The following is a 26379-nucleotide window of genomic DNA, read 5'->3' as shown; positions in this document are numbered from 1 at the left end:
ATGTGGTCGCCACCTGGCGGCGTATACTCGAATTGAATGGCACTCGGTGCCGACATGCTGGAGCTTCGCGTCGTCACGCGATCCGACCCACGACCAGGAGTGAACTCATGGCGGGCAACCCCGACTTCGGACTCTTTCAGCTGGACGACGTCCATCACGAGTTGCGCGCGGCCATCCGCGCCCTCTCGGAGAAGGAGATCGCGCCGTACGCGAAGGACGTCGACGGCCGGGCACGGTTCCCGCAGGAGGCCCTGGACGCGCTGAACGCCGCCGGCTTCAACGCCGTGCACGTCCCCGAGGCGTACGGCGGCCAGGGCGCGGATTCCGTCGCCACCTGCATCGTGATCGAGGAGGTCGCGCGGGTGTGCGGCTCGTCCTCGCTGATCCCGGCGGTGAACAAGCTCGGCACCATGGGCCTGATCCTGAAGGGTTCCGAGGAGCTGAAGCAGCGGGTGCTGCCCGATATCGCCGGCGGCCTGATGGCCTCCTACGCGCTGTCCGAGCGCGAGGCCGGATCCGACGCCGGCAGTATGCGCACCCGTGCCCGCCGCGACGGCGACGACTGGGTGATCAACGGCTCCAAGTGCTGGATCACCAACGGCGGCAAATCCTCCTGGTACACCGTCATGGCCGTCACCGACCCGGAGAAGGGCGCCAACGGCATCTCGGCCTTCATGGTGCACAAGGACGACGAGGGTTTCGTGGTGGGGCCGCTCGAGCACAAGCTCGGCATCAAGGGTTCGCCGACCGCGGAGCTGTACTTCGAGAACTGCCGGATACCCGGCGACCGGATCATCGGCGCGGAGGGCACCGGCTTCAAGACCGCGCTGGAGACCCTCGACCACACCCGCCCGACCATCGGCGCGCAGGCCGTGGGCATCGCCCAGGGCGCCCTGGACGCGGCCCTCGCCTACACCAAGGACCGCAAGCAGTTCGGCAAGCCCATCGCGGATTTCCAGAACACCCAGTTCATGCTCGCCGATATGGCGATGAAGGTGGAGGCCGCCCGGCTCATGGTCTACACCTCCGCCGCCCGCGCCGAACGCGGCGAGAAGAACCTCGGCTTCATCTCCGCCGCCGCCAAGTGCTTCGCCTCCGATGTCGCCATGTCGGTCACCACCGATGCGGTGCAGTTGTTCGGCGGCGCGGGCTACACCACCGATTTCCCGGTGGAGCGAATGATGCGCGATGCCAAGATCACCCAGATCTACGAGGGCACCAACCAGATTCAACGCGTGGTGATGTCGCGCGCGCTGCTCAAGGGCTGATTCCCGGCGACGACGGCGGTGCGCGGCCGGGGCATGATCTCCGGGCCCTCGCATCGCCAGAGTCGTTCTTGCATTTGCTATTTCATTCGCAATCGGGCGAATTAGGGTCTATGCATACGTGCGGCTCATAGCGCACTATTGATCCATGGCCGGAGTCGAGATCAACGACAGGTTCGTCCGGCGCACCCTCGACAACGGACGTATCGAAGAGGTTGCGTGGCAGGAGCTTTCGGAGGTTCGAATCATCAGCACGTCGGACGGCCCGTTCACCGACGTGGTGTTCTACGTGCTGATCGGCACCAAGGGGAACGGCTGCGTCGTGCCGCGATCGGCGGCCGACAGCAAGTTCCTCGACCGCCTGCGCCAGCTACCCGGTTTCGACGGCAGTAAAGTTGCCCACGCTCTCGGCAGCGGCGTGAACCAGCGCCTGTGGCGGCGGAATTAAGCCACCAGGTCGGCGTATTCGCGATGTTCCGCGATGAATTTCTCGACATACCAGCAGGTCGGTATTATCGCGAAATCATTCTCGCGGGCATCGCGCAACGCGAATTCGATGAGCTCTGCGGCGACGCCGCGGCCACGGAATTCCGGGAAGGTCAGCGTGTGCTGGAAATCCCGAACCCGGGTGTCGCCGAGAGTGCGCTCGCTGTAGTCCGCGTAGCCCGCCAGCGTGTCGTCGATGTGGATTTCGTACCTGGTGGCCGCGGCATTGTGTTCGAGCCTGGTCGTCATGCTCGGTGGAACTCCTCGGTAGCGACAATTGTTCCGGTCACAGTACGGCTCCCGGATTGAGGATGCCCTGCGGGTCGAGGGCGGTCTTGATCAGGCGGGTCAACGCCATCACATCCGGGCCGACCTGATCCGGTAGCCACGCCTTCTTGAGGCGGCCGACACCGTGCTCGCCGGTGATGGTGCCGCCGAGGGTGATCGCCAGTTCCATGATCTCACCGAAGGCTTGCTGTGCGCGCGCCGCCTCGTCCGCGTCGGCGGGGTTGTAGACGATCAGCGGGTGGGTGTTGCCGTCGCCGGCGTGCGCGATCACCGAGACCAGTACCTCGCGGCGGCGGGCGATGCCGGCGATCCCGGTCACCAGTTCGCCGAGTCTGGGCAGCGGCACGCCGACATCCTCGAGCAGCAGCGGGCCCTTGCGCTCCAGCGCGGGGATCGCGACCCGGCGGGCGACCGTGAACGCCTCACCCTCGGCCGGATCGTCGGTGGCGAAAACCTCTGTGGCACCGGCCTTCTCGCACAACTCCGCGATCTGCGCCACCTCCTGACCGGCATGTTCGCCGGGGGCGTCGGACCGCGCGACCAGGAGGGCGGCGGCCTCGCGGTCCAGGCCCATCCGCAACTGATCCTCGACCGCGTTGATCGCGACCGAATCCATGAATTCCAGCATCGACGGCCGCAGCCGGCCGGTGATCGCGAGGATGGCGTCGCAGGCCGACTCCAGGGTGGCGAACGACGCGACCACTGTGCTCTGCGGCGGTTGCGCGGGCAGCAACCGCAACGTCAGCTCGGTGATGATGCCGAGGGTGCCCTCGCTGCCGACGAACAGTTTGGTCAGCGACAGCCCCGCCGAATCCTTCAACCGCGGGCCGCCGAGCCGCACCACGGTCCCGTCGGCGAGCACCACCTCCATGCCGAGCACGTAATCGGTGGTGACCCCGTACTTCACGCAACACAGCCCACCGGCGTTGGTGGCCGCGTTGCCGCCGATGGAACAGATCTCGAACGAGGACGGATCCGGCGGATACCACAGGCCGTGCTCGGCCACCGCCGCCTTGACCTCGGCGTTCAGCAGTCCCGGCTGCACCACCGCGGTCCGCGTCACCGGATCGACGGCGATCTCCCGCATCTGCTCGGTACTCAGCAGCAGCGCGCCGTCCTGTGCGGTGGCGCCCCCGGACAACCCGGTCCCCGCCCCGCGCGGCACGATCGGCACCCGATGCTCGTGCGCCCACCGCACCACCGCGGCCACCTGCTCGGTGCTCACCGGCCGCACCAGCGCCACCGGCATCCCGGCATCCGGATCCTGCGCCCGATCCTGCCGATAGCCACCGAGGATGTCCGGATCGGTGACCACGACACCGTCCGGCAGCAGCGCTGCCAGCGAATTCACGTCCACCTCTGCAACCTACTCGATGCCCGCCGCCCCGGAATCGAGTCGCGGGCCGCGGGGATACCGGGTCGTTCCGGATCAGCCGAGCAGGCGGGTGCGGAGGGATTCGTCCTTTTCCAGGACGAGTTTCTCCAGGTCGGCCTGGAACTGTTCCATGCGGGTGCGGAGGGTGGGGTCGGCGGCGGCGAGGATGCGGACCGCCAGCAGGCCCGCGTTGCGGGCGCCGCCGATCGAGACGGTGGCGACCGGGACGCCGGCGGGCATCTGCACGATCGACAGCAGGGAGTCCATGCCGTCGAGGTACTTCAGCGGGACCGGGACGCCGATCACGGGCAGCGCGGTGGCCGAGGCGACCATGCCGGGGAGGTGGGCGGCGCCGCCCGCGCCGGCGATGATCACCCGCAGGCCGCGGGCGGCGGCCGTGCGAGCGTAGTCGAGCATGCGCTGTGGGGTGCGATGCGCGGACACCACGCCGACCTCGAACCGAATTCTGAACTCCGCCAGCGCTTCCGCGGCCGCCTCCATGGTCGGCCAGTCGGAATCGCTGCCCATGATCAGGCCGACCTGGGGGCCGGGCGCGGAGCCTGCGGAGTGCCCCGAAGGGCCCGGCGGGGTGTTTTCAGTGGCCATGGGGGTCCCATCCGTCGGTCCATACCGCGTGCGACATCCAGTGCGCCGCGCGCTCCGCCTTCTCGCGTACCTCGGCCACATCGTCGCCGAGGATGTTGACGTGCCCGATCTTGCGCTTGGGCCGCTCGCCCTTGCCGTAGAGGTGCACCCGGGCCTCCGGGAGCCGGGCGAACAGGTGGTGCAGGCGTTCGTCCATCGACATCGCGGGCGCCTCGGGGGCGCCGAGGATGTTCGCCATCACCGTCACCGGGGCCAGCGGGCGGGTGCTGCCCAGCGGATAGTCCAGCACCGCGCGCAGATGCTGTTCGAACTGACCGGTGACCGCGCCGTCCATACCCCAGTGGCCGGAGTTGTGCGGACGCATCGCCAGCTCGTTGACCAGCAGCTCACCGGAGTGTGTCTCGAACAGTTCGACCGCCATCGCGCCGGTGACGCCCAGTTCGGCGGCCAGTCGCAGGGCCAGCGCCTCCGCATCGGTCGCCGCGGCGGACGGCAGGCCGGGGGCGGGCGCGATCACGACGGCGCACTGGCCGTCCCGTTGCACGGTCTCCACCACGGGCCAGGCCGCGGCCTGGCCGAACGGGGAGCGGGCCACCATCGCCGACAGTTCGCGCTTCAGATCCACTTTCTGCTCGGCCAGCAGTGTCACCCCGGCCGCCAGTTGCTCGGTGACGAGCCGCTCGGCCTCGGCACGTTCGCCGATCATCCACACACCGCGACCGTCGTAGCCGCCGCGCACCGCCTTCAGCACGAACGGCCAGCCGTGCTCGTCGCCGAAGCCGAGCGCGTCGGCCACCGATTCGACCGCCACGAACGGCGGTTCGGGGACGCCCAGTTCGGCGAGTTTGCGGCGCATGGCCAGCTTGTCCTGGGCGAACACCAGGGCCCGCGGCGGCGGCTGCACGTTCACCCCCTCGGCGATCAGCGTCTCGAGGTGTTCGGTGGGTACGTGCTCGTGATCGAAGGTCAGCGCGTGCGAGCCGACCGCGGCCTTGCGTAGCGCCGCGAGGTCGGTATGGGACCCGAGCACCACCTCGGGCGAGACCTGGGCGGCGGGATCGCCGGGGTGCTCCGCCAGCACACGCAGCGACTGCCCCAGCGCGACGGCAGCCTGGTGCGTCATCCGCGCCAGCTGGCCGCCACCGATCATGGTCACCGTCGGCATTCCCGACGAGTCGAAAGAACGAGCGCTCACGCCACACAATGTTGTCATCCCCCGCCGACCGGCCTGCCGACGGGGCAACCTCGGGCAATCGCCGCCCGTCCCGGCGTGGAACCTGTTCCGATTCACCGGGGGGCCGACGGGGCCTCCCAGGCCGGAGGCATAAACTCGGCGCGTGTCATTCCTAGACAACGTGGTCCGTGTGTTGCCGCCGGCGGTGCGAGAGCTCGCCTACCGGCATCGCGAGCTGATCAAGTTCGCGATCGTCGGCGCCACCACGTTCGTCATCGACAGCGGCATCTTCTACCTGCTCAAGCTGACCGTGCTGTCCTCCAAGCCGATCACCGCGAAGATCATCTCCGGTGTCATCGCGGTCATCGCGTCCTACATCCTGAACCGGGAGTGGTCGTTCAAGGGCCGCGGCGGACGCGAGAAGCATCACGAGGCGCTGCTGTTCTTCGTGGTCAGCGGCATCGGCGTGCTGCTCAGCAACATTCCGCTGTGGGCCTCGCGGTACGTGTTCGACCTGCAGGTCCCGCATGTCAGCCTGACCGCCGAGAACATCGCCGACTTCGTCAGCGCCTTCGTGATCGGCAATCTGCTGCAGATGGTGTTCCGGTTCTGGTCGATGCGTCGCTGGGTGTTCCCGAACGAGATCGACACCCTGGTCGAGGAGCTCGAGGGGCGGCTCTACGAGGAGGAGCAGCTCGGCCACAGCTGAGCACCGCTCAGCGTCATAGGTGAGCACCGCTCAGCGCGGCTCGTTGACGATGCCCGATCGCTGCGGTCCCGGTTTGCCGAGGAATACGCTGAACAGCGCCGGACGCCGGCGTTGCAGCTCCAGGCGACCGCCGTCGGCCTCGATCAGTGCCCGGGCCAGCGCCAACCCCACACCGGTCGAACCGGCGCCGGAGAAACCGCGGTCGAAGATGTGCGGGGCCAGCTCGTCGCTGACGCCCTCACCCTCGTCGGCGACCTCCACCGCCACCAGCGGCGACAGATCCGGACCGCCGTAGACCGCGCGCACCGAGACCGTGCAGTCGCCGTCGCCGTGCATCAGGGCATTGTCCACCAGCACCGCCACCGCCTCCCGCAGCCGCGAACCGGTGACCGGCGCTCGCAGCAGTGGATCGCCGGACAGCATCAGCATCCGGCCGGCCTCGCTGAACGGCAGCCGCCACTCGGAGACCACCTTGCGCAGTTCCGCCACCACCGGCACCGGATCACGATCGGCGGCGCCGTCGTCGCGGGAGGTCCGGACCAGCTCGTCGATGGCCGCGGTGAGCCGGTCGACCTGGGCCATCGCCTCCTCCGCCTCGTGCACCACCGCCGGATCGCTGTGCGCCGACAACTCGTCGAGCCGGAGCCGGACGGCGGTCAGGCGGCTGCGCAGCTGATGGGAGACGTCGGCCACCAGGGCGTGCTCGCGCTGCAACCGGCCCGCGATCTCGACCGTCGCCGAATCCAGCACGTCCGAGACGCGGTCCAGTTCCGTGATGCCGTGCCGGCGGGAATCGGCCCGGAAATCGCCCTTGGCCAGCCGGGCGGCCCGCGCGGCCACATCGCGTAGCGGGTCGGCGACCCGGCGCGCGGTCACCACCGCGACCGCCGCACCGGCCGCCAGCGAGGCGAGGGCCACCAGGGCCACCGCGCCGACGGCCTGCCGCTGCATATTGTGCATCTGCCCGGACGGCGCCTCGAGCCGCAGCGATCCGGAAGTGCCCATCGACAGTGATTCCACGATCGGATCGGGCACCCGCGACACCCCGGCGTCGATCCGCAACGCGGCGTCCTCCGGGGTCGGATAGATGACCGTCAGCCGGCCGCCCGGCGGGATCAGCGGCCGCACCGAGCGCAGGTCGAGGGTTCCGTGCACCAGCCCGTCGTCGCGTTCCTGCGCGACGATCTCCGCGGACATCCGGTCCAGCCGGGCCCGCAGATCGTTGCGGGTGATGTCGGCGACCCACTGCCAGGCCGTATAGGCCAGCGGAATACCGAGCACCACCGTGGTCAGGGTCAATGCGGCCAGCATCGACAGCAGGATTCGGCGGCGCATCTAGTCGGCGTTGAACCGGAAGCCGACACCCCGGACGGTCACGATGCGACGCTCGGCCACCGGGCCCTCGTCGCCGATCTTGCGGCGCAGCCAGGACATGTGCATGTCCAGGGTCTTGGAGCCGCGCAGGTCCGCGTCGCCCCACACCTCGCGCAGGATGGTCTCCCGCGGCACCACCTGGCCGGCCCGGTCGATCAGCACCTTGAGCAGTTCGTACTCCTTGTTGGCGAGATTCACCTCGTGGCCGTTGACCAGTACCCGGCGCGCCTGCGGCTCCAGCCGGACACCGCCGATCTCCACCGCCTCGTCGCCGATCCCGCTGCGGCGCAACAACGCTCGCACCCGGGCCAGCAACTCCGCGAGCCGGAACGGTTTGCCGACATAGTCGTCGGCGCCCGCGTCGAGCCCGACGACGAAGTCGACCTCGTCGGTGCGGGCGGTGAGCATCAGCACCGCGAGATCGGCGCCGCGCGCCCGCACCTGCCGGCACACCTCCAGCCCGTCCATGCCCGGCAGACCCAGATCCAGGATCAGCAGATCGTGCTCGCCTTCCAATGCGCGCTGCAGCACCGCGGGACCGAAACTCTCCACGGTCACCGAATAGCCTTCGCGTCCCAGTGCCCGGGACAGCGGGGCGGCGATGGCCTCGTCGTCTTCGGCCAGCAGTACTGCGGTCACGGGTAAAGACTACTTACTCCGCAGGGGCCCGGTGTTCGATATGCCCTGTTGACCGCGGCCGGTCACGGATGTCCGAATCCGGTCACGACCCGTGCTGATGGCCCGACCCCGGCGGTCGGTCGTAGCGCGGATCGTAGCGATCCTGCTCGAAGACCTCGTGGTACAGCAGATTGTGCACCTGCATCACATCGGGGATGTCGTCGTATTCCAGCGGTTCGCCCGAGGCAGACTCGATGATCAGGGTGCCGGTGCCCAGCAGGCGGTCCGACAGGCCGTTGCGGAACTGGACGCTGGTGATCCGATTGAGCGGGATGTCGATACCGGTGTGCGTGAACACCCCCTCCCGCACCATCACCCGGCGATCGGTCACGATGAAATGCGTCGACTTCCAATGCAATACGCGACCGAGGCCGCGCCACAACACGATTGCGGCCCACAGCACGACGATGACGATCAGCACCGCGTTGCGGGTGACACCCTCCAGGTGCGGCCAGGCGACTCCCCCGGCGAATCCGGCGATCGCGGTCACGACGACGAAAGTGACCGCGGGCCAGAACAACATCTTCCAGTGCGGATGACGATGCAGCAGCAGCTGCTCGTCCGGCGCGAGCAGCTCCTCCGGATAACCCATGCATAAAACCCTACCGCGCGGGGCAGTGGAGTCGAAGCGCCCGAAGGTGCAAGAATGCCAGGCAGTTCTCTCGCTCGACTCGAGTTCGATCCACCTTTTCGGTTTCATCGATGTGCGACAGCGGAGGCACGTGTGACCAAGGAACTGACGCAGTTCGAGCTGCTCCGGGAGCTGGAGCCGGTGGCCGAGCACCATCTCGAGCGCCACCTGGAAATGGCCAAGGACTGGTACCCGCACGACTACGTCCCCTGGGACCAGGGCCGCAACTTCGCAGCGATGGGTGGGGCCGACTGGGAGCCCTCCCAGTCGAAACTGAGCGAGATCGCGAAGGTCTCGCTGATCACCAACCTGCTCACCGAGGACAATCTGCCCGCCTACCACCGCGAGATCGCCGCCAACTTCACCCAGGACGGCGCGTGGGGCACCTGGGTGGGCCGGTGGACCGCCGAGGAGAACCGGCACGCCATCGTGATCCGCGACTACCTGACGGTGACCCGCGCGGTGGATCCGGTGGCCCTGGAACGGGCCCGGATGGCCCATATGACCACGGGCGTGCCCACTCCCACCGATCCGCGCTGGGGCGGCGTGCTCATGCAGGTCGCGTACGTGACCTTCCAGGAGCTCGCGACCCGGCTCAGCCACCGCAACACCGGCAAGGTCTGCGACGATCCGATCGCCGACCACATGTTGCAGCGGGTGGCCGCCGACGAGAACCTGCACATGATCTTCTACCGCTCGCTGACCGGCGCCGCGCTGGATCTGGTGCCGGACCGCATGATGGACGACATCAGCTATCTGGTGCAGCGATTCGAGATGCCGGGCCGCTCGATGCCCAATTTCCGCCGGTACGCCATCATGATGGCCAAGCACGGGATCTACGATCCCCGCCAGCATCTGCAGGAGGTCATCGAGCCGGTGCTGAAGCACTGGAACGTCTTCGACCGCACCGATTTCGGGCCGCGCGGCGAGCAGGCGCGCGACGAACTGGCCGCCTACCTGGTCAAGCTGGACCAGGACGCCGCCAAGTTCGAGGAGCAGCGCGACCGCATGCTCGCCCGCGAGGCCGCGAAGGATATGCAGATCGCGTAGTGCCGGACCACCGGGATCGGTACCGGGTCCGCGGTACCGATCCCGGCTCTCGGTGCTTGTGCGTGAGCACTGCCCAGGTCGCAGCCCGATCGCCGATCAGCAGCCGGGCTCGATACTCGGCGCGGAGGCAGGTGGCGTCGCACGCGGGCACGGCACGGTCGCCGATCAGCGGCCTGGTTCGATACTCCGCTGCCGGTTCAGTACTCGGCGCGCAGGTGGGTGACGTCGCCTGCGGATACGGCACGGTCGTCGATCAGCAGCCGGCCGTGCTCGTCGACGTCGGTGGCGACGCCGGTGAGTACCTCGCCACCGGGAAGTTCGGCGCGGACGGTGGCGCCCAGGGTCGCGCAGCGTTCGCGGTAGGCGGTGGCGAGGGCCGCGGTGTCCCAGGCCGCGTCCCGCCAGCCGGTGAACCGGCGCGCGAACTCGGCGAGAATGCCGAGCACCACCGCGGTCCGGTCGGTATCGGGCGCTCCGGCCAGGGTGAGCGAAGTGGCATGCGGCACCGGCAATTCCGCGTCGGCGAGGCTCACGTTGAGCCCGATCCCGACCACGACCGCGGGAGTTGCCGCGCCCGTGGCGATTTCGGCGAGGATGCCCGCCACCTTGCGGCCGCCGATCAGAACATCGTTGGGCCACTTCAAGTTCGCGTCCAGCGCGGTGACCGCGCGGATCGCGTCGACCACCGCGATACCGGTCAGCAGGGGCAGCCAGCCCAGCACCTCCGGATCGATGTCACCGAGCCGCAGCAGCACCGACATCGCGATCTGGGCCCGCGGCGGGCTCACCCAGGTCCGCTCGTGCCGGCCGCGCCCGGCCTCCTGCGCCTCGGCGATCAGCACCTGCCGATCGACCTCGGGCTCGGCGGACCGGACCACCAGATCGGCGTTGGTCGAACCGGTCGACTCCACGACATCGACGCGGGTGAAGAATTTCAGCTCCGGCGATTCGGCGATCTCGCGCCGCAGCCGATCGACATCCAACGGGGGCCTCTGCATTCCCGCAGGCTACCCGCCCGCCGGGCCCGCTCCACCGCCGGTTCCGGCGCCGCGGTGACGGCGCCGGAACACGCCGGTGATCAGCCGATCAGCTCGTACTCGGCTACGGCATCCATCGAATCGGCCTCCCCTTCGTACTCGGCCTCCCACGGCCGCGGATCGAGAATCGTCGGCTCCGGTTCGCCGGGCCGCCGGCTCTGCCACGTGGCCGCCAGTGCCCGTTCGGCGTAGTCCCTGCCCCATGCCCACATATCGCACCCTCCCCGAGCGCCGTCTGTCGGACGACTCACAGTAGCCGACCAACCGGACACGGAGACAGTCATTTTACGCACCTTCCGACCGAAAAGTGTTCGGCCACAAGCGATATGCGATTCGAATCCACGAAATCAGGCGGGCTGCAACCCGAGTGCGCCCGCGACGAAGCGACGCACGGCCGCGAGGCCTTCTTCCAGCGCGTGCTCGTACCCGGGACGCGACCAGCCGGAGATCGTCACCGTGCCGCCGGGTTGCGGGGTGGCGCCGATCTCGGCGACCAGTTCGGCGGTGGTGGGAACGCAGACCGCCCAGGACAGATGGGTCTCGGCGTCCCATTCGCGAGCGCGGCGTTCGACGTAGCCGGGTTCGGTGATACCACCCTCGGCGAGGGCCGGTCGGTCGTCGACCCGATCGTCGGCGCGCAGTGCGCGCAGGTACCAGGAGCCGGCGTTGATCTCGATGGGTTCCACCCGATCAGTGTCCCCGGCGCTCCCGGCGTTCCCGGCGGCGGTACTCCCGGTGCTCCCGGCGGCGGTGCTCGCGATCGTTCGGACTGCGCCCCGCGCGGGCGAGCACGATGACCGGGATCAGCAGGAACCAGAACCACAGATGGGTCGCGAGGAACAGCACCACGGCCAGCACCACCGCGATGCCCACCGCCGGAACCACCACCTCGGGCCGGGGGCCGCCCGGCCGCCGCTGGACCGGCCCGGCGGACACCGGCGGCGCGACGACCGGTTCGGGCAGATCGGTGAACACCTTCGCCAGGTCGCCACGGGTGACGGCGGCGGCGACCACACCGCTGCGCTCGTCGAACTCCGCCACCGACAGCCGCCCCGCCGCGAAATGGTCCGACAAGCGCTGCATGGCCTGCTCGCGCTCCGCGGTGCCGATGCGGATGTCCGGTGAATCTGCAGCCATACGACGAGATTACCGCCCGTCACCGAGTTTTTCCGGGGCGGAGCGGGGCCGCTGTCACTGGGGACACACTGGTTCCGGCCGGGGCGTCCGAGCTACTGTCGGGGCCATGTTCCGGCAGTGCGGCACTGGTCGACCCACGATTACGCCGGTCGCTGCGCGGATCGTGGCGGCACCGGCGCACGGCCGGGGTGAACGGGGGTGACGATGGCGACGCGGCAGTTCGGCGAGTACCGGCTGGAGCGATTGATCGGCCGCGGGGCGGCGGGCGAGGTCTGGCTCGCGCGCGACACCGCCGAGCGGTCCGTCGCCCTCAAGATCCTCTCCGTGACCGGGGCGGATCCCGACTATCGGCGCAGGTTCGACCGCGAGGCGCGGATCGGATCCCGGCTCAGTAATCCGCATGTGGTGCCGATCCGGGCATTCGGCGAGGAACAGGGCCGGCTGTTCCTGGCGATGGCCTACATACCCGGCATCGACGTGGCGGCTCGGCTGCACGCCGGCCCGCTGGGCGCCCCGGAGGCGGTCGATCTGGTGTCGCAGGTCGCCGATGCCCTGGACGCCGCACACGCCGCCGGGCTGATCCACCGGGACGTCAAACCGGCCAACATCCGGGTACACGCGAGCGGATTCGCGTACCTCATCGATTTCGGCATCGCTCGCGCCACCGATCAGCCGACCATCACCGCAACGGGTTTCACCGTCGGCACGCTGGCGTACATGGCCCCGGAACGCTTCACCGGCCACGCCGACGCCAGCTCGGACATCTACGCCCTGGCCTGTGTGCTGTACGAATGCCTCACGGCGCAGCGCCCTTTCGGCGACACGGACGCGGCCCGCCAACTGCACTCCCACCTGCACCAACCGCCCCCGAGCGTCCACAAGACGGACCCCGCGGTCCCGGCCGCCCTGGACGCGGTCATCGCGCGCGGCATGGCGAAGAAGTCCAAGGACCGCTACCCCACCGCAGGCGCATTCGCGGCAGCCGCCCGCACGGCCGTCGGCATGACCCAACCGGTCCCCCGCACCCCACCCGACCTCGACCGCGCCGCAACCCCCCGCCCCTCGACCGGCACCCCCGCCGAGCCCGCACACCACCAGTCGAACGGGTCCGCGACCCCCGCCGGACCTCAACGCCCCACCGGCAGCCCACCGGAACCTTCCAATCCGAGCGGAACTCCCGCCCCTGACGGACCTCGACCTCCCACCGGCAGCCCTTCGGAATCAGCCCACAACACATCCGACCCGGGCGGAACCCCCACCCCCGGCGGACCCCGGCCCCCTGCCGGCAGTCCCCAGGAACCGGCCCACAACACATCCAATCCGGCCGGAACCCCCGCCCGCGGCGGACCTCGACCTCCCACCGGCGGTCCCCTGGAATCAGCGCACAACACATCCGACCCGGCCGGAACCCCCACCCCCAGCGGACCCCGGCTCCCTGCCGGCAGTCCCTTGGAATCAGCCCGCAACGCATCCAACCCGAGCGGAACCGCCGCGCCCGGCGGACCCCAGCGTCCTGTCGGCGGTCCGTCGGAACCGGTTCGCCACGGATCGAATCCGGCATCTCCTGGTGCTCGGTCCGGTCGACAGTTGAGCGGGGGCGTCCCGGAGTCGGCCCGCAATTCGTCGAATCCCGTGGGAACCCCGATGCGTCCGGGTCAGTCCGGTGGGCCCGGGTGGCCGTCGTCGGCCGCTGCTCCCGGCCTCGCCCCGCCGCCGGGTGGCGCTGTGGCGGCCGGGCCCCGGCCGACCGAGGTTCTACCGGCGTCGGATCCGGCTCTGTCCGGCAGCTACACCGGGCATTCCGCGGCGCTGGACCGGGCCCGGCCCGATCCGGGCGGCCGGAGAATCAAACTCGCGGCCATCGGCGTGGGCACCTTGGTGGTGGTGCTGGCTCTCATCGCGGTCATATCGGCGCTGGCGTCCACGCTGGGCAACCATCAACCGTCACCGGCCGCACCCAGTTCCACGACCACAGCACCACACACCTCGCCGAGAAGCACCACTGTGCCGCCGAAGCCGACCACCGTGCCGCCGAGCACCCCCACGAAGCCGTTCCAGCTGCCCTCCCAGTTGCAGATTCCGATCCCGCCCGGCTTCCCCACCCAGTTCCACATCCCCGGACAGACCGGATGAGCGGTCGGTTCCCTTGGCGCACAAGGGAACCGACGCCGAACTCGAGCCGCCGACATGGCGTCGGCGCGAACCGCGGACCGGGAATGCGGCCGACGAGGGAACAGAACACATCGGCGGCGGCCGAGCAGACCGTTCCGAACACCCCGGAAACGACGTGGGCCCCGCACACTCAGCAGAGTGTGCGGGGCTCACGAACGGTTTGCGGCCTACTTGATCTCGGCGAGCACGGTGCCCTGGGTGATGGCGGCGCCGGGCTGGACGGCGAGGCCGGTGACCACACCGGCCTTGTGCGCGTTGACCGGGTTCTCCATCTTCATGGCCTCCAGCACCGCGATCAGGTCGCCGGCCTCGACCGACTGACCCTCCTCGACGGCGACCTTCACCACGGTGCCCTGCATCGGCGCGGTGACCGCGTCACCGGACGCGGCGCCCATGCCGCCGCCACCACGCTTGCGCGGCTTCGGCTTCTTGCGGACGGCACCCGCGCCGTTGGCGCCACCGGCCGCCACACCGGCGCCGACGCTGAACTGCGACGGCAGCGACACCTCGAGCCGGCGGCCGCCGACCTCGACCACGACGGTCTGGCGCGCGGCCTCGTCGTCCTCGTCGATCGGCTCGGCACCGGTGTACGGCGGGATCGGGTTGTCCCAGTCGGTCTCGATCCACTTGGTGTAGACGTCGAACTTGGTGCCGTCGCCGATGTAGGCGGGGTTCTCGACGATGTGCCGGTGGAACGGCAGCACGGTGGCGAGGCCCTCGATGTGGTACTCGGCCAGGGCGCGGCGCGACCGCTCCAGCGCCTGGGTGCGGGTCTCGCCCCACACGATCAGCTTGGCCAGCATGGAGTCGAACTGACCGCCGATGACGCTGCCCTCGACGACACCGGAATCGACGCGCACGCCGGGACCGGACGGCTCGCGGTACTCCTTCACCGGGCCGGGGGCGGGCAGGAAGTTGCGGCCCGCGTCCTCACCGTTGATCCGGAACTCGATCGCGTGCCCGCGCGGGGTCGGATCCTCCTTGATCTCCAGTTCCTCGCCGTTGGCGATCCGGAACTGCTGCCGCACGAGGTCGATACCCGCGGTCTCCTCGGTGACCGGGTGCTCGACCTGCAGGCGGGTGTTGACCTCGAGGAAGGACACCGTCTCGCCCTGCACCAGGTACTCCACGGTGCCGGCGCCGTAGTAACCGGCCTCTCGGCAGATCTGCTTGGCGGACTGGTGGATCTTGGCACGGACCTCGTCGCTCAGGAACGGGGCCGGGGCCTCCTCGACCAGCTTCTGGAACCGCCGCTGCAGCGAGCAGTCGCGGGTACCGACCACGATCACGTTGCCGTGCTGGTCGGCCAGCACCTGGGCCTCCACGTGGCGGGCCTTGTCCAGGTACTGCTCGACGAAGCATTCACCGCGACCGAAGGCGGCGGTGGCCTCACGGGTGGCGGATTCGAACAGCTCGGGGATCTCCTCGATGGTGTGCGCGACCTTCATGCCGCGGCCGCCACCACCGAAGGCGGCCTTGATCGCCACCGGCACACCGAATTCCTTGGCGAAATCGACCACCTCGGTGGCGTCCTTCACCGGATCCTTGGTGCCCGCGGCCATCGGTGCGTTGGCGCGTTGGGCGATGTGCCGCGCGGTGACCTTGTCACCCAGATCGCGGATCGACTGCGGGGAGGGGCCGATCCAGATCAGGCCCGCGTCCAGCACAGCCTGCGCGAAATCCGCGTTCTCCGAGAGGAATCCGTAGCCCGGGTGGATCGCGTCGGCGCCGGCCTTGGCGGCCGCCTCGAGAATCTTGTCGAACACCAGGTACGACTCCGCCGAGGTCTGGCCGCCGAGCGCGAACGCCTCGTCGGCCAACCGCACGAAGGGTGCCTCGGCGTCCGGCTCGGCATACACCGCGACGCTGGCGATCCCGGCATCCTTCGCGGCCCGGATCACACGCACCGCGATCTCACCCCGGTTGGCTACGAGGACCTTCGTGATCTGCGCGCTGGCATGGCTGGGCACTGAGCCTCCTGTGCTGTGGACATCGTTCGTCTTTTCGCGAGTGTAGGCAGTCTGCCAACAAAGCCGTAACCCGGCTAGGGGCTACTGAGGAGTAGTCCCGAAGAGCGGGACGTGCGACAACTCAAATTCTCTGCGCAGCAGCGGGCGTGGCGGCCGCTACGCCGCCGGATTCGTGACCGCGCACAATCGGCGCGCGCACCGCGTTGCCCCATTCGGTCCAGGATCCGTCGTAGACCCGCACATCGTCCATTCCCAGCAGAGCGGTCAGCACGAAACGGGTGTGCGCGGACCGCTCGCCGATGCGGCAGTACACGATCGTGCCGGCCTCGGCGTCCGCGCGCAGTGGGAGATACCGCCGATCCAGCTCCGCCCGCGACCGGAACCGCCCGTCCGGGCCGACGGCCGTGGTCCACGGAATGTTCATCGCGCCCGGAATGTGCCCGGCGCGCAGCGCCTGTTCCTCGGGCCGATCGGAGATCCGGTCCAGCTCACCGCTGTACTCCTCGGCGGTCCGGACATCGAGCAGGACGCCCGCGCCACCGGACAGCCACTGCTGCACCTCGGCCCGGAAGGCCCGTTCGGTGCGATCGTCGCGCTCGACCGCGGGATAGTCGCCGAATCCGATCGGCGGCACCTCGAAGGTGGTGTCGCGCCCCTCGGAGATCCAGGCCTCGCGGCCGCCGTCGAGCAGCCGGACATCGGCATGGCCGAACAGGTCGAACACCCAGAGCACCGCCGCGGCCGTGCCGTTCGCCTTGTCCCCGTAGACCACCACGGTGTCCTCGCGCGCGATGCCCTTCTCCCGCATCAGTTCGGCAAAACGCACGCCATCCACGACATCGCGCGTCCGCGGATCGGTAAGCTCGGCACGCCAGTCGATCTTGATGGCGCCGGGTACGTGACCGATGTCGTACAGCAGCACGTCCTCATCGGATTCGACGATCCGTAATCCCGGCGCGCCGATGTTTGCCGACAGCCACTGTGTGGTTACTAGTCGTTGAGGATGTGCGTGCAGACCGAAGGAAGGATGAGGGTCCGGTGCGACGGGCACGAGGTCGGTCCTTCCGACGTGACAGGGTGGTGGTCAGCTGTTCCCACCGATGGTAGGTGCGCACGAATACGAGAACTTGTTCCACACCACGAATCGGATGAATGAGCGAATAAGTCGCAGCTTCATCCGATAAAGTCTCCCGGGAGGAGGGGTGAGCTATGTCCGATTCTTGGCCACGACGGCGCCTGCTTGCGATCCTGCGCGGCGCCAGCGAGCCTCTCGACGCCCAGGAATTGGCTCGGGTTACCGGACAGCATGTCACCACCGTCCGATTTCATCTGGACGTTCTCACCCGTGAGTCGTTGGTGCGGCAGTTCCAGCAACCACCTCGCGGACGGGGTCGTCCGCGCATCGGATACAGCGCGGTGCAGCGATCGGTCGGCTATCAGGATCTGGCCCAGGTACTGGCCGACCAGCTGGGCAGCGACCCCCGGCGCCGCTCCGACGCGGCCGTCTCGGCCGGCCGGGCCTGGGGCGCCAAGCTGGACACCATCGAGGAGGGCATCCAGACCCTCGAGGATGCCAAGGATGTGACCGTCGCCGTCTCGTCGGAGCTCGGGTTCGCCCCGGAGCGCGATCCCGGCAACGAATCCGACCAGCAGGTCATGATCCGGCTCACCGCCTGCCCGCTGCGGGAACTCGCGCGGACGCATTCCGAGGTGGTGTGCGGGGTGCATCTGGGTCTCATGCGCGAGGTGCTGGACCGCAACGGCGGCCGGGACACGGTCAACGTCCGCCTGCACCCGTTCGTGGAGCCCGAACTGTGCGTGGCGCGGCTGGAGGCGCTGGAGAGTTCGCTGGTACCCGATTCCGCGGCCATGCCGGTGACGGAACCGCGGATCGCCGCGCCGACCGGATCCCGGGTGGGCCCGCAGTTGCGCGGGAACGATCCGAAGCTAGCGGGCGCCGACCCACAGCTGCGCAACGCCGACACCCACGTCGCGCAACAGCCGACGCAGTAGCGGCAGCCCGATCCCGATCACGCTCGACGGATCACCCTCGATCCGATCGACGAACCAGCCACCGAGGCCGTCCAGGGTGAAGGCGCCGGCCACCTGCAACGGTTCCCCGGTGGCGATGTAGGCGTCCAGCTCCTCCGGCTCGGGCTTCGCGAAGTGCACGGTGGTGCGGCTGCAATCGTCGGCCGCGGCGACCACCGATCCGCCGTCGACGCGCAGGACACAGTGGCCGGTGAGCAGATCGGCGCTGCGGCCGGCCATCACCGACCAGCGCGCGCGGGCCACCTCGGGGGTGTGCGGTTTGCCGTGCAGCACGCCGTCCACCAGCAGCATGGAATCGCAGCCGACGATCACGGCGTCGGCGAGAATGTCCGCGCCCTCCCGGGCGAAGGCGGCGGCGACCGCCTCGGCCTTGGCCCGGGCCAGCGCCACGACGACCTGTTCCGGACCGGTGCCGGCGGGCAATGCGGCCGACACCGCGTCCTCGTCCACGTCGGAAACCCGTACGAGGGGGTTCAGCCCGGCCGACCGCAACACCTGCAGCCGCGCCGGCGACGCGGACGCGAGTACGAATGCACCCACGCGTCAGTCGCGCAGATGCGACACGAACGGATAGGCGTAGGGAGAGAAGCTCGAGGTGCCGCGATGCATGAACGAGGGGCGGCCCCACATGTCGATCGGACCCGAGGCCACAGGCGCGGCGGAGCCGGCGGCCGCGGCGGCGGACAGCACGCTGATGACAGCGGCGATCTCGTCGGCGGTCGGCGAACCCTTGAGAATCCGGATGACGGGTCCCGCAGGCGATTCGGGCCCGGATACCGCGGACACGATCGTGTCGACGAGCTCTTCGACCGATAGGTCGAGCTCAGCGGCCCTCAGCACCTCTTCGTCGGATACAGTCGTCACAGCGCCAGTTCCTCCTGTTCAGGCGTCGCCGGGATTCGATTCCCCGACGACTTTCGGTCTGCGGGACCGGATGCTCCGAGCCCGCCTCCCGGGTATTCGTCACGACCCTCGATGACGAGAGGCCGTTCTTACCATCTTCGTTCGGATGAGGCAATTCTGCGCGGTACGGTTTTCACCGTCTTCTCAAGCTTCTCATGATCTTCTCAGAAGGCGCCACACCACACCTACGCATATCGCTCAAATCACAACGGAATGTTTCCGTGCTTCTTGGGCGGCAGGGACACCATCTTGCGCTCCAGCAGGCGCAACGCGGAGACGATCTGCCCCCGGGTGTGCGACGGCGGGATCACGGCGTCCACATAACCACGCTCGGCGGCGACATACGGGTTCACCAGGGTGTCCTCGTACTCGTTCTGCAACTCCAGGCGCAGCGCGTCGACGTCCGAGCCCTCCTTGGCGGCCTGCTGCAGCTGCTTGCGGTAGACGAAGCCGACCGCGCCCGAGGCGCCCATGACCGCGATCTGCGCGGTGGGCCACGCCAGGTTCACGTCGGCGCCCATGTGCTTGGAACCCATGACGTCGTAGGCGCCGCCGTAGGCCTTGCGGGTGATGATTGTGATCTTCCCCACAGTGGCCTCGCCGTAGGCGTACAGCAGCTTGGCGCCGCGGCGGATGATGCCGTTGAACTCCTGGCCGGTACCCGGCAGGAAGCCCGGCACGTCCACCAGGGTGATGATCGGGATGTTGAAGGCGTCGCAGGTGCGCACGAAGCGCGCGGCCTTCTCGGAGGCGTCGATATCGAGGCAGCCCGCGAACTGGGTGGGCTGGTTGGCCACGATGCCGATGCTGCGGCCGTCGATGCGGGCGAAGCCGACGATGACGTTCATCGCGCGCTCGGCCTGCACCTCCAGGAACTCGTCGTCGTCGACCAGCCGGCGGATCACCTCGTGCATGTCGTACGGCTGGTTCGGCGAGTCCGGGATGATCGTGTCGAGCTCGAGGTCCTCGTCGGTGAGCGAGTCCTCGATGGCGCCGTCGATCGGATCGGTGGCCGGGAAGCGCGGGGCCTCGGCGCGGTTGTTGCTGGGCAGGTAGCTCAGCAGATCCTTGACGTAGTCCAGCGCGTCCTGCTCGCCGGAGGCGACGTAGTGCGCGACGCCCGACTTCACCATGTGGGTGTGCGCGCCGCCCAGCTCCTCCATGCTGACCTCTTCACCGGTGACGGTCTTGATCACGTCGGGACCGGTGACGAACATCTGGCTGGTCTGGTCGACCATGACGACGAAGTCGGTCAGGGCCGGGGAGTACACGTGCCCACCGGCGGCCGGGCCCATGATCAGCGAGATCTGCGGGATCACGCCGGAGGCCTGGATGTTGCGATGGAAGATCTCGCCGTACAGGCCGAGCGAGACCACGCCCTCCTGGATGCGCGCGCCGGCGCCCTCGTTGATGCCGACCAGCGGGCGGCCGGTCTTCAGGGCCAGGTCCATGACCTTGACGATCTTCTCGCCGTAGACCTCGCCGAGCGAACCGCCGAAGACGGTGACGTCCTGGGAGAAGATGCACACGTCCCGGCCGTCGATGGTGCCGTAACCGGTCACCACGCCGTCGCCGAGCGGGCGGTTGCTCTCCAGGCCGAAATTGACGCTGCGATGCCGGGCCAGCGCGTCCAGCTCCACGAACGAACCCTCGTCCAGCAGGGCCAGGATGCGCTCGCGGGCGGTCATCTTGCCCTTGGCGTGCACCTTGTCGACAGCGGCCTCACCCATCGGGTGCTTGGCCTCTTCCAGCCGGTTCCGCAGATCGGCGAGCTTCCCTGCGGTGGTGTGGATATCGGGGGCGCCCGCCGAATCCGGCGAAGACTGCTGCTGGACACTCGTCATGACCCGGAGTGTAGCCATCGTCGCCGACAGTTGGAATTCCAGTAGGGGCTACTCACGAGTACCGTTATTGGCTACCCGCCAGTAGAAAACGGCTGGTGAAACCAGATGATCACCAGCGTATCGCGCCGGAAAGGCAACTGGCCGACGCCGCGGGATCACATCGGAAACAGAGGGCGAATCTCATTGTGTGAGACCGGAATGTCGCCCCGGCCGGTTCAGCGCATCACCCCGGTGTGGCCGGTCGAATACCGCCCCGGTTGCGGCCAGACCGTCAGCCCGTGCGCGCCGCGGCCGACCGGGATGCGGGCCAGCAGGGTCCAGTCCACGATGTCGATGGCGTAGACCTCGCCGTCGTAGCGGCCGGAGACCCAGAACACCCGTCCGTCCGCCGACAGATTCCCCATATCCGGACTACCGCCGCCGGGAATCCGCCAGGTGCGCACGATCCGCTGCTGGGCGAAATCCCAGACCGACAGGCTGCCCTCGCCGCGGTTGGTGACGATCAGCGCCGCGGAGTCGCGGGTGACGTAGAGGCCGTGCGTCCCCTTCCCGGTCGGGACGAAACCGGTGGGCTCGAAGGTGTGCGCATCGATCGTGTACATCCCGTCGGCCATCATGTCCGCGACGTAGAAGGTGGAGCCGTCCGGTGCGAGCTTCACGTCCTGCGGCATACTGCCGCGGCCGCCCGGCAGGTCGATCATCGTCACCAGGTCGGTGCCGACCACGTCGAGCACGGCCATCCGGCCGGCGAATTCGCAGCTCGCCAGCGCGAACCGGCCGTCGGCGGTGAAATCCATGTGGTCGATGCCGGGACAGTCCGGCACCGCGATGGCCCCGACCTGCTCCCAGGTGTGCGGATCATAGAGATCGACCGACCGATCCGCCTCCGCGACGACGAGCGCGAAGGCGCCGTTCGGGGTGAAGTACATGTTGTACGGATCGCGCACCGGCAGCGGCTCGCCGGGTTCGCCGGTGCGGGGATCGATCGGCAGCAGGCCGCCACCGCCCAGCGGCAGATCGTTGGTCACGTACAACGTCTGCAGGTCGTAGGACGGCACCACGTGCTGTGGTTCCACGCCGCGGGCCGGGTAGGTGTCGACGACCTGGAAGGTGGCCGGATCGATCACCGACACGGTATTCGATTCGCTGTTCGGGACGTAGACCCTCGGCAACTGACCAGCGACCGCCGGGGAGAGCTCGCGGTCGCCCGCGTAGACATCGGTCGGCGACAGCAGCGGCGGCATTCCGGGCAGCAGCGCGATCGCGGCCTCGGTGGCCGGGCCGGGAGCCGCCGAGGTGGGCGCAATCACCGTCTCCGGCTGTGGTTTCGGCGGCCGGACACCCGACGAGCACCCGGTGAGCAGAACGGCGGCGAGGACGAATCCCCGGGCCGTGCGGCGTCCGATCACGCGGCACGCCGCACGGCCGCAACGGTTCGGCAAGTCGACATGCCGCGGATATTAAGGGGCGACGACGACTTTCACAGAAACATTCGCGCAACACGAAATGTGCCGTGCCGCCACGGCACTCAGTGCGTGAGGGCCCGCAGCACCCGATCGAGCGCGTCGACCGCCTCGTCCAGCTCGTCCGCGGTCACGGTGAGTGGCGGCCGGAACCGGATCCCGCGCGCACCGGTGCCCAGCAGCAGTACCCGCTCGCGCTGCCACAGATCGGTCAGCACCACATCGCGCTGGGTCGCCGAGGGCAGGGTGATCGCGCACAACAGCCCGCGGCCGCGCGGTTCGGTCACCTGGTCGTGCGATGCGGCGAGCCCGACCAGCCGCTGCAGCAGATGTTCGCCGAGCCGGGCAGCTCGCTGTGCGAGCTCCTCGCTCTCGATCACCTCCAGGATCCGCCGGGCGCGGACCATATCGGCCAGATTGCCGCCCCAGGTGGAGTTCAGCCGGGAGCTGACGGCGAACACGTTGTCGGGCACCTCGTCGATGCGACCGCCGGCCATGACGCCACACACCTGGGTCTTCTTGCCGAAGGCCACCAGATCCGGGGTCACACCGAGCTGTCGGTAGGCCCAGGCCGAGCCGGTGGCCGCGACGCCGGTCTGCACCTCGTCGAGGACGAACAGGGCGTCGTGTTCGTGGCACATCTCCTGCATCGCCTGCAGGAACTGCGGCCGCAGATGGCGGTCGCCGCCCTCGCCCTGGATCGGTTCGGCGATGAAACACGCTATGTCGTGCGGATTCTCGGTGAACGCGACCCGGGCCTGGGTGAGCGCGTGCCGCTCGGCGGCCTCGATGTCGACGTTCTCGCCGAGGAAGGGGGTGTCGATGCGCGGCCAGACGAATTTCGGGAATCGCGCGGTCTTGACCGGGTCGGTGTTGGTCAGCGACATGGTGTAGCCCGAGCGGCCGTGGAACGCGCCGGTCAGGTGCAGCACCTTGGTGCCGAGTTCGGCGGGGCGGCCGTGCATCTCGTTGTGCCGGCTCTTCCAGTCGAACGCCGCCTTCAGCGCGTTCTCGACCGCGAGCGCGCCACCGTCGACGAAGAACAGATGCGGCAGCCGGGGATCACCGAGCACGCGCGCGAAGGTGTCGACGAACCGGGCCATCTCGACGGTGTAGACGTCGGAGTTGCTGGGCTTGTTCAGCGCCGCGACGGTCAACTCGTCACGGAATTCTTCGTCGTCGGCCAGCGCGGGGTGATTCATCCCCAGTGCGGACGACGCGAAGAAGCCGAACATGTCCAGGTACTCGGCGCCGTCGCGGGCGTCGACCAGGCGCCGGCCGCGCGAGGCGCGCAGATCCAGCACCAGATCGAACCCGTCGGCGAGGATGTTCGCGGACAGGATCTCGTGAACCCGAGCGGGGGTGACCGGCGCCTCGTCGGTAACCACCCCGGGTCGTTCCAGTTCGATGGTCACACCCGAAGACTACGCAAATTTTTACGCTAAAGCTACGGATATCCGGATAAATTACGATCTTGCATCATCTGTCGTAGAATGTTTGCAGGATGATCGTGCTGCGGGTCCGCACGTTCGCGGTCGCGCGGATCTCCTGCAGCAGCTGTTCCAGATGCCGTGGCGAGGCCACCCGCACCAGCAACATATAGCTCTCGTCACCGGCCACCGAGTGGCACTCCTCGATCCCAGGGATGTGCTGCAGCAGGGCCGGGGCGTCATCGGGCTGAGAGGGGTCGAGAGGAGTGATGGCGACGTATGCCGACAGGAGCTGTCCGAGCGCCTCGGGATCGACCTTGGCCGTATACCCTCGGATCACACCGCGCGCCTCCAGCCGACGTACCCGGGACTGCACCGCCGATACCGACAACGTGGCCTTTTCCGCGAGGTTGGAGAGCGTCGCGCGGCCGTCGGCCATCAGTTCGCGGATCAGTAGTCGATCGATGTCGTCCAGAACGGGTTTCCCCGGCACGTCAGCCATCAGCGAAGGCTAACCCAGACGGCCCGACTCGTGGCCGGAAATATTCCCGCCGACCCCAGGAGCTGCCATGACCAACGTCTCCGTCCGCCCCGGCACCGCGGCGCCGGACACGGCCGAACTGCGCGTCCGCGCGGAGCGTGCGCTGCACGCGCTCGGCGCCGAAATGCCCACCGCCGGAACACTGTCGGCCCGCACCCCGATCACCGGCGGCGAGCTGGCGACCCTGGCCGGGCACACCCCGGATCAGGTCGATGCCGCAATCGAGAAGGCGGCCAACGCCTTTCGATCCTGGCGGACCGTGCCCGCGCCGCGGCGCGCGGCGGTGGTGCGCCGGCTGGGCCGGCTGCTCACCGAAAACCTCGGCGAGCTGGCCGAATTGGTGACGCTGGAGGCGGGCAAGATCGGCGCCGAGGCGCGCGGCGAGGTGCAGGAGATGATCGATGTCTGCGAGTTCGCGGTGGGACTGTCCCGGCAGTTGTACGGCAGCACCATGCCGTCGGAGCGACCGGGCCACCGGCTGCAGGAGACCTGGCATCCACTCGGTGTGGTGGGGGTGATCTCGGCGTTCAACTTCCCGGTCGCGGTGTGGTCGTGGAATACCGCGATCGCGCTGGTCTGCGGCGATACCGTGGTCTGGAAACCCTCGGCGACCACCTCGCTGACCGCGATCGCCTGCCATGCGCTGCTGCGCCGGGCCGCGGCCGAGGAGGGTGTCGATCCGGAGATCCATCAGCTGCTGCTCGGCGGCACCGAGGTGGGCGAACGACTGGTCGACGACGAGCGGGTGGCGCTGGTCAGCGCCACCGGATCGACGCGGATGGGTCGCGCGGTGGCACCGCGGGTGGCGGCCCGATTCGGCCGCTGCCTGCTGGAACTCGGCGGCAACAACGCCGCGATCGTGACCGCCTCTGCCGATCTCGAACTCGTCACCCGCGCCGTGGTTTTCGCCGCCGCCGGCACCGCCGGACAGCGCTGCACCACGCTGCGGCGGCTGATCGCGCACCGCGACATCGCGAATCGGCTCGCCGACCGCCTGGTCACCGCGTACGAACAACTGCCCGTGGGTGATCCGTTCGATCCGCGAACGCTGGTGGGTCCGCTGATCGACGGCCGGGCGTACGACGCCATGCAGCGCGCGCTGGCCGAGGCACGCCGCGACGGCGGCGAACTGCTGTGCGGCGGTGAGCGAGTGGCGGTGGCCGGGGACGCGTCCTATTACGTGCGCCCGGCGATCGTGCGGATGCCCTCGCAGACCGCGATCGTCCGCGAGGAGACCTTCGCGCCGATCCTCCACCTGCTCGACTACACCGATTTCGAGACCGCGATCGCCGTGCACAACGGTGTGCCGCAAGGACTCTCGTCGTCGATCTTCACCGGTGACCAGCGCGAGGCGGAGCGCTTCCTCGCCGCCGACGGTTCCGACTGCGGGATCGCCAACGTGAACATCGGCACCTCCGGGGCCGAGATCGGCGGTGCGTTCGGCGGCGAGAAGCAGACCGGCGGCGGCCGCGAATCCGGCTCCGATTCCTGGAAGGCGTACATGCGCCGGGCCACCAACACGATCAACTACTCCGCGGAACTGCCGCTGGCACAGGGCATCACGTTCGGGTGAGGTTCACACGGTCGCCCGGAAGTGCAACGTCCAGTCGTGGCGGTAGTTCAGCCGGGTGACGCACATCGGCGGAATGTCGATGCGCCAGAACGATTTCGGCGGTGCGTCCAGGCTCACCAGCAGGGCGGCGCGGATCACCGCGGGGTGGGTGACGGCGATGGTCGGCACCCCCTCCGAGGCGATGTCGGTGAGCCAGTCCCGGGTTCGATCGATCACGTCGACGACCGCCTCTCGGCCGTGACCACGGAACTTCGGGTCGGTGAGCCAGGTGTAGAGCTCGCCCCGGGGCACTGCCAGCAGTTCCCCGCCGCGCCAGGCGCCGGCGTCCAGATCGCGCAACCGGTCGTCGGCCTCGCCGAGCAGGCCCAGCAGCGCCGCGGTCTCGATGGCGCGGCGCTCCGGCGCGGTGAGCACCCGGGCCACCGGTAGCCGACCGCAGGCGGCGACCGCGCGGCGACCGGCCTCGGTCAGCGGTTCGTCCACCGGAAATCGTGCTGTGCGCATCGCCTCGGTCATTCCGTGACTGACCAAATCGACTCGGAGCACCTTCTCCACGCCGGGAAGCGTACGGCCCGGCGCGGGTGCTCGTCCGGAGATTGCTCAGGCTTCGCTCGACTCGAT

27 protein-coding genes are annotated in these 26379 nt (G+C 68.9%); 7 read left to right on the top strand and 20 right to left on the bottom strand.

What is annotated here, in order from left to right; translation table 11 throughout:
• The first annotated feature begins 107 nt into the window (after positions 1–107).
• Both G361_RS0141205 and G361_RS0141200 read left to right on the top strand, forming a co-directional pair.
• Positions 108–1268, top strand: coding sequence for an acyl-CoA dehydrogenase (locus G361_RS0141205; RefSeq protein ID WP_019933010.1), 1161 nt, complete (start codon positions 108–110; stop codon positions 1266–1268).
• Between the two features lie 145 nt (positions 1269–1413).
• Positions 1414–1713, top strand: a complete 300-nt coding sequence (locus G361_RS0141200) for a hypothetical protein (protein ID WP_019933009.1) — start codon at positions 1414–1416, stop codon at positions 1711–1713.
• Here the strand turns inward: G361_RS0141200 and G361_RS0141195 are convergent.
• From G361_RS0141195 to G361_RS0141180, 4 genes are all read right to left on the bottom strand, one after another.
• A complete protein-coding gene (locus G361_RS0141195) occupies positions 1710–2000 on the bottom strand; it encodes a GNAT family N-acetyltransferase (protein ID WP_019933008.1) in 291 nt (96 codons plus the stop codon). The genes G361_RS0141200 and G361_RS0141195 overlap by 4 nt on opposite strands.
• Positions 2001–2037: 37 nt before the next feature.
• Complete coding sequence (locus G361_RS0141190; protein WP_019933007.1) at positions 2038–3396, bottom strand: FAD-binding oxidoreductase; 1359 nt, start codon at positions 3394–3396, stop codon at positions 2038–2040.
• A 72-nt stretch (positions 3397–3468) separates the two neighbouring features.
• Complete coding sequence (purE, locus tag G361_RS0141185) at positions 3469–4020, bottom strand: 5-(carboxyamino)imidazole ribonucleotide mutase (protein ID WP_081635805.1); 552 nt, start codon at positions 4018–4020, stop codon at positions 3469–3471.
• Positions 4010–5233: a 5-(carboxyamino)imidazole ribonucleotide synthase gene (locus G361_RS0141180; RefSeq protein ID WP_052173021.1), complete on the bottom strand. Its 1224-nt coding sequence runs from the start codon at positions 5231–5233 to the stop codon at positions 4010–4012. Before G361_RS0141180 ends, purE begins: the two co-directional genes overlap by 11 nt.
• Before the next feature lie 124 nt (positions 5234–5357).
• Here G361_RS0141180 and G361_RS0141175 point away from each other — a divergent pair, with 124 nt between their 5' ends.
• Complete coding sequence (locus tag G361_RS0141175) at positions 5358–5903, top strand: GtrA family protein (RefSeq protein ID WP_026344144.1); 546 nt, start codon at positions 5358–5360, stop codon at positions 5901–5903.
• A gap of 30 nt (positions 5904–5933) precedes the next feature.
• On the opposite strand, the gene G361_RS0141170 is transcribed toward G361_RS0141175, so the two are convergent.
• The 3 genes from G361_RS0141170 to G361_RS46485 form a co-directional block, all read right to left on the bottom strand.
• Positions 5934–7238, bottom strand: coding sequence for a HAMP domain-containing sensor histidine kinase (locus G361_RS0141170; protein WP_019933003.1), 1305 nt, complete (start codon positions 7236–7238; stop codon positions 5934–5936).
• On the bottom strand, positions 7239–7916 hold the full coding sequence (locus G361_RS0141165) for a response regulator transcription factor (protein WP_019933002.1): 678 nt from the start codon (positions 7914–7916) through the stop codon (positions 7239–7241). It lies immediately after the preceding gene.
• Positions 7917–7998: 82 nt separating this feature from the next.
• Positions 7999–8547 (bottom strand): PH domain-containing protein, encoded by a 549-nt coding sequence (locus G361_RS46485; RefSeq protein WP_019933001.1) that lies wholly within the window; start codon positions 8545–8547, stop codon positions 7999–8001.
• A 132-nt stretch (positions 8548–8679) separates the two neighbouring features.
• Here G361_RS46485 and G361_RS0141155 point away from each other — a divergent pair, with 132 nt between their 5' ends.
• Positions 8680–9636, top strand: a complete 957-nt coding sequence (locus tag G361_RS0141155) for an acyl-ACP desaturase (protein WP_019933000.1) — start codon at positions 8680–8682, stop codon at positions 9634–9636.
• A 197-nt stretch (positions 9637–9833) separates the two neighbouring features.
• Here G361_RS0141155 and G361_RS0141150 read toward each other — a convergent pair whose 3' ends face one another.
• From G361_RS0141150 to G361_RS47945, 4 genes are all read right to left on the bottom strand, one after another.
• Positions 9834–10634: a biotin--[acetyl-CoA-carboxylase] ligase gene (locus G361_RS0141150; RefSeq protein WP_026344143.1), complete on the bottom strand. Its 801-nt coding sequence runs from the start codon at positions 10632–10634 to the stop codon at positions 9834–9836.
• An 80-nt stretch (positions 10635–10714) separates the two neighbouring features.
• Positions 10715–10885, bottom strand: coding sequence for a hypothetical protein (locus G361_RS50060; RefSeq protein ID WP_019932998.1), 171 nt, complete (start codon positions 10883–10885; stop codon positions 10715–10717).
• Between the two features lie 135 nt (positions 10886–11020).
• Positions 11021–11359 (bottom strand): hypothetical protein, encoded by a 339-nt coding sequence (locus G361_RS0141140; RefSeq protein ID WP_019932997.1) that lies wholly within the window; start codon positions 11357–11359, stop codon positions 11021–11023.
• A 4-nt stretch (positions 11360–11363) separates the two neighbouring features.
• Positions 11364–11810, bottom strand: coding sequence for a DUF1707 domain-containing protein (locus G361_RS47945; protein ID WP_019932996.1), 447 nt, complete (start codon positions 11808–11810; stop codon positions 11364–11366).
• Between the two features lie 204 nt (positions 11811–12014).
• Between G361_RS47945 and G361_RS51570 the strand changes: the two genes are divergently transcribed.
• Positions 12015–13943 carry a serine/threonine protein kinase gene (locus G361_RS51570; RefSeq protein WP_019932995.1) on the top strand — a complete coding sequence of 643 codons (1929 nt, stop codon included), beginning with the start codon at positions 12015–12017 and terminating at the stop codon, positions 13941–13943.
• Positions 13944–14149: 206 nt separating this feature from the next.
• On the opposite strand, the gene G361_RS0141125 is transcribed toward G361_RS51570, so the two are convergent.
• Together G361_RS0141125 and G361_RS0141120 are read right to left on the bottom strand one after the other, a co-directional pair.
• Positions 14150–15952: an acetyl/propionyl/methylcrotonyl-CoA carboxylase subunit alpha gene (locus G361_RS0141125; protein ID WP_019932994.1), complete on the bottom strand. Its 1803-nt coding sequence runs from the start codon at positions 15950–15952 to the stop codon at positions 14150–14152.
• A 121-nt stretch (positions 15953–16073) separates the two neighbouring features.
• Entirely contained in the window at positions 16074–17003 is a 930-nt protein-coding gene (locus G361_RS0141120; protein ID WP_026344142.1) for a sulfurtransferase, read from the bottom strand.
• A 158-nt stretch (positions 17004–17161) separates the two neighbouring features.
• On the opposite strand from G361_RS0141120, the gene G361_RS46470 reads away from it, so the two are divergent.
• Complete coding sequence (locus G361_RS46470) at positions 17162–17965, top strand: metalloregulator ArsR/SmtB family transcription factor (RefSeq protein WP_052173020.1); 804 nt, start codon at positions 17162–17164, stop codon at positions 17963–17965.
• Here the strand turns inward: G361_RS46470 and G361_RS0141110 are convergent.
• The 6 genes from G361_RS0141110 to G361_RS0141085 form a co-directional block, all read right to left on the bottom strand.
• Entirely contained in the window at positions 17900–18544 is a 645-nt protein-coding gene (locus G361_RS0141110; RefSeq protein ID WP_019932991.1) for a nucleoside triphosphate pyrophosphatase, read from the bottom strand. The genes G361_RS46470 and G361_RS0141110 overlap by 66 nt on opposite strands.
• A gap of 3 nt (positions 18545–18547) precedes the next feature.
• On the bottom strand, positions 18548–18868 hold the full coding sequence (locus G361_RS0141105) for an acyl-CoA carboxylase subunit epsilon (protein ID WP_019932990.1): 321 nt from the start codon (positions 18866–18868) through the stop codon (positions 18548–18550).
• Between the two features lie 242 nt (positions 18869–19110).
• Positions 19111–20751: an acyl-CoA carboxylase subunit beta gene (locus tag G361_RS0141100; protein ID WP_019932989.1), complete on the bottom strand. Its 1641-nt coding sequence runs from the start codon at positions 20749–20751 to the stop codon at positions 19111–19113.
• Between the two features lie 215 nt (positions 20752–20966).
• Positions 20967–22160 (bottom strand): YncE family protein, encoded by a 1194-nt coding sequence (locus G361_RS0141095; RefSeq protein ID WP_019932988.1) that lies wholly within the window; start codon positions 22158–22160, stop codon positions 20967–20969.
• Between the two features lie 119 nt (positions 22161–22279).
• A complete protein-coding gene (lat, locus tag G361_RS0141090; RefSeq protein ID WP_019932987.1) occupies positions 22280–23629 on the bottom strand; it encodes an L-lysine 6-transaminase in 1350 nt (449 codons plus the stop codon).
• 64 nt (positions 23630–23693) lie between these two features.
• On the bottom strand, positions 23694–24146 hold the full coding sequence (locus G361_RS0141085) for an Lrp/AsnC family transcriptional regulator (protein WP_019932986.1): 453 nt from the start codon (positions 24144–24146) through the stop codon (positions 23694–23696).
• A gap of 67 nt (positions 24147–24213) precedes the next feature.
• On the opposite strand from G361_RS0141085, the gene G361_RS0141080 reads away from it, so the two are divergent.
• Positions 24214–25758 carry an aldehyde dehydrogenase family protein gene (locus G361_RS0141080; RefSeq protein WP_019932985.1) on the top strand — a complete coding sequence of 515 codons (1545 nt, stop codon included), beginning with the start codon at positions 24214–24216 and terminating at the stop codon, positions 25756–25758.
• A 3-nt stretch (positions 25759–25761) separates the two neighbouring features.
• Here the strand turns inward: G361_RS0141080 and G361_RS0141075 are convergent, their stop codons facing one another.
• Positions 25762–26313, bottom strand: a complete 552-nt coding sequence (locus G361_RS0141075; RefSeq protein ID WP_019932984.1) for a histidine phosphatase family protein — start codon at positions 26311–26313, stop codon at positions 25762–25764.
• Positions 26314–26379: the final 66 nt, after the last annotated feature.

It is taken from the genome of Nocardia sp. BMG111209 (genome assembly GCF_000381925.1).
In the GTDB taxonomy this organism is placed as follows: domain Bacteria; phylum Actinomycetota; class Actinomycetes; order Mycobacteriales; family Mycobacteriaceae; genus Nocardia.
The sequence above is the reverse complement of the archived record's forward strand: the minus strand, read 5'-3'. Positions and strand labels throughout refer to the sequence as shown.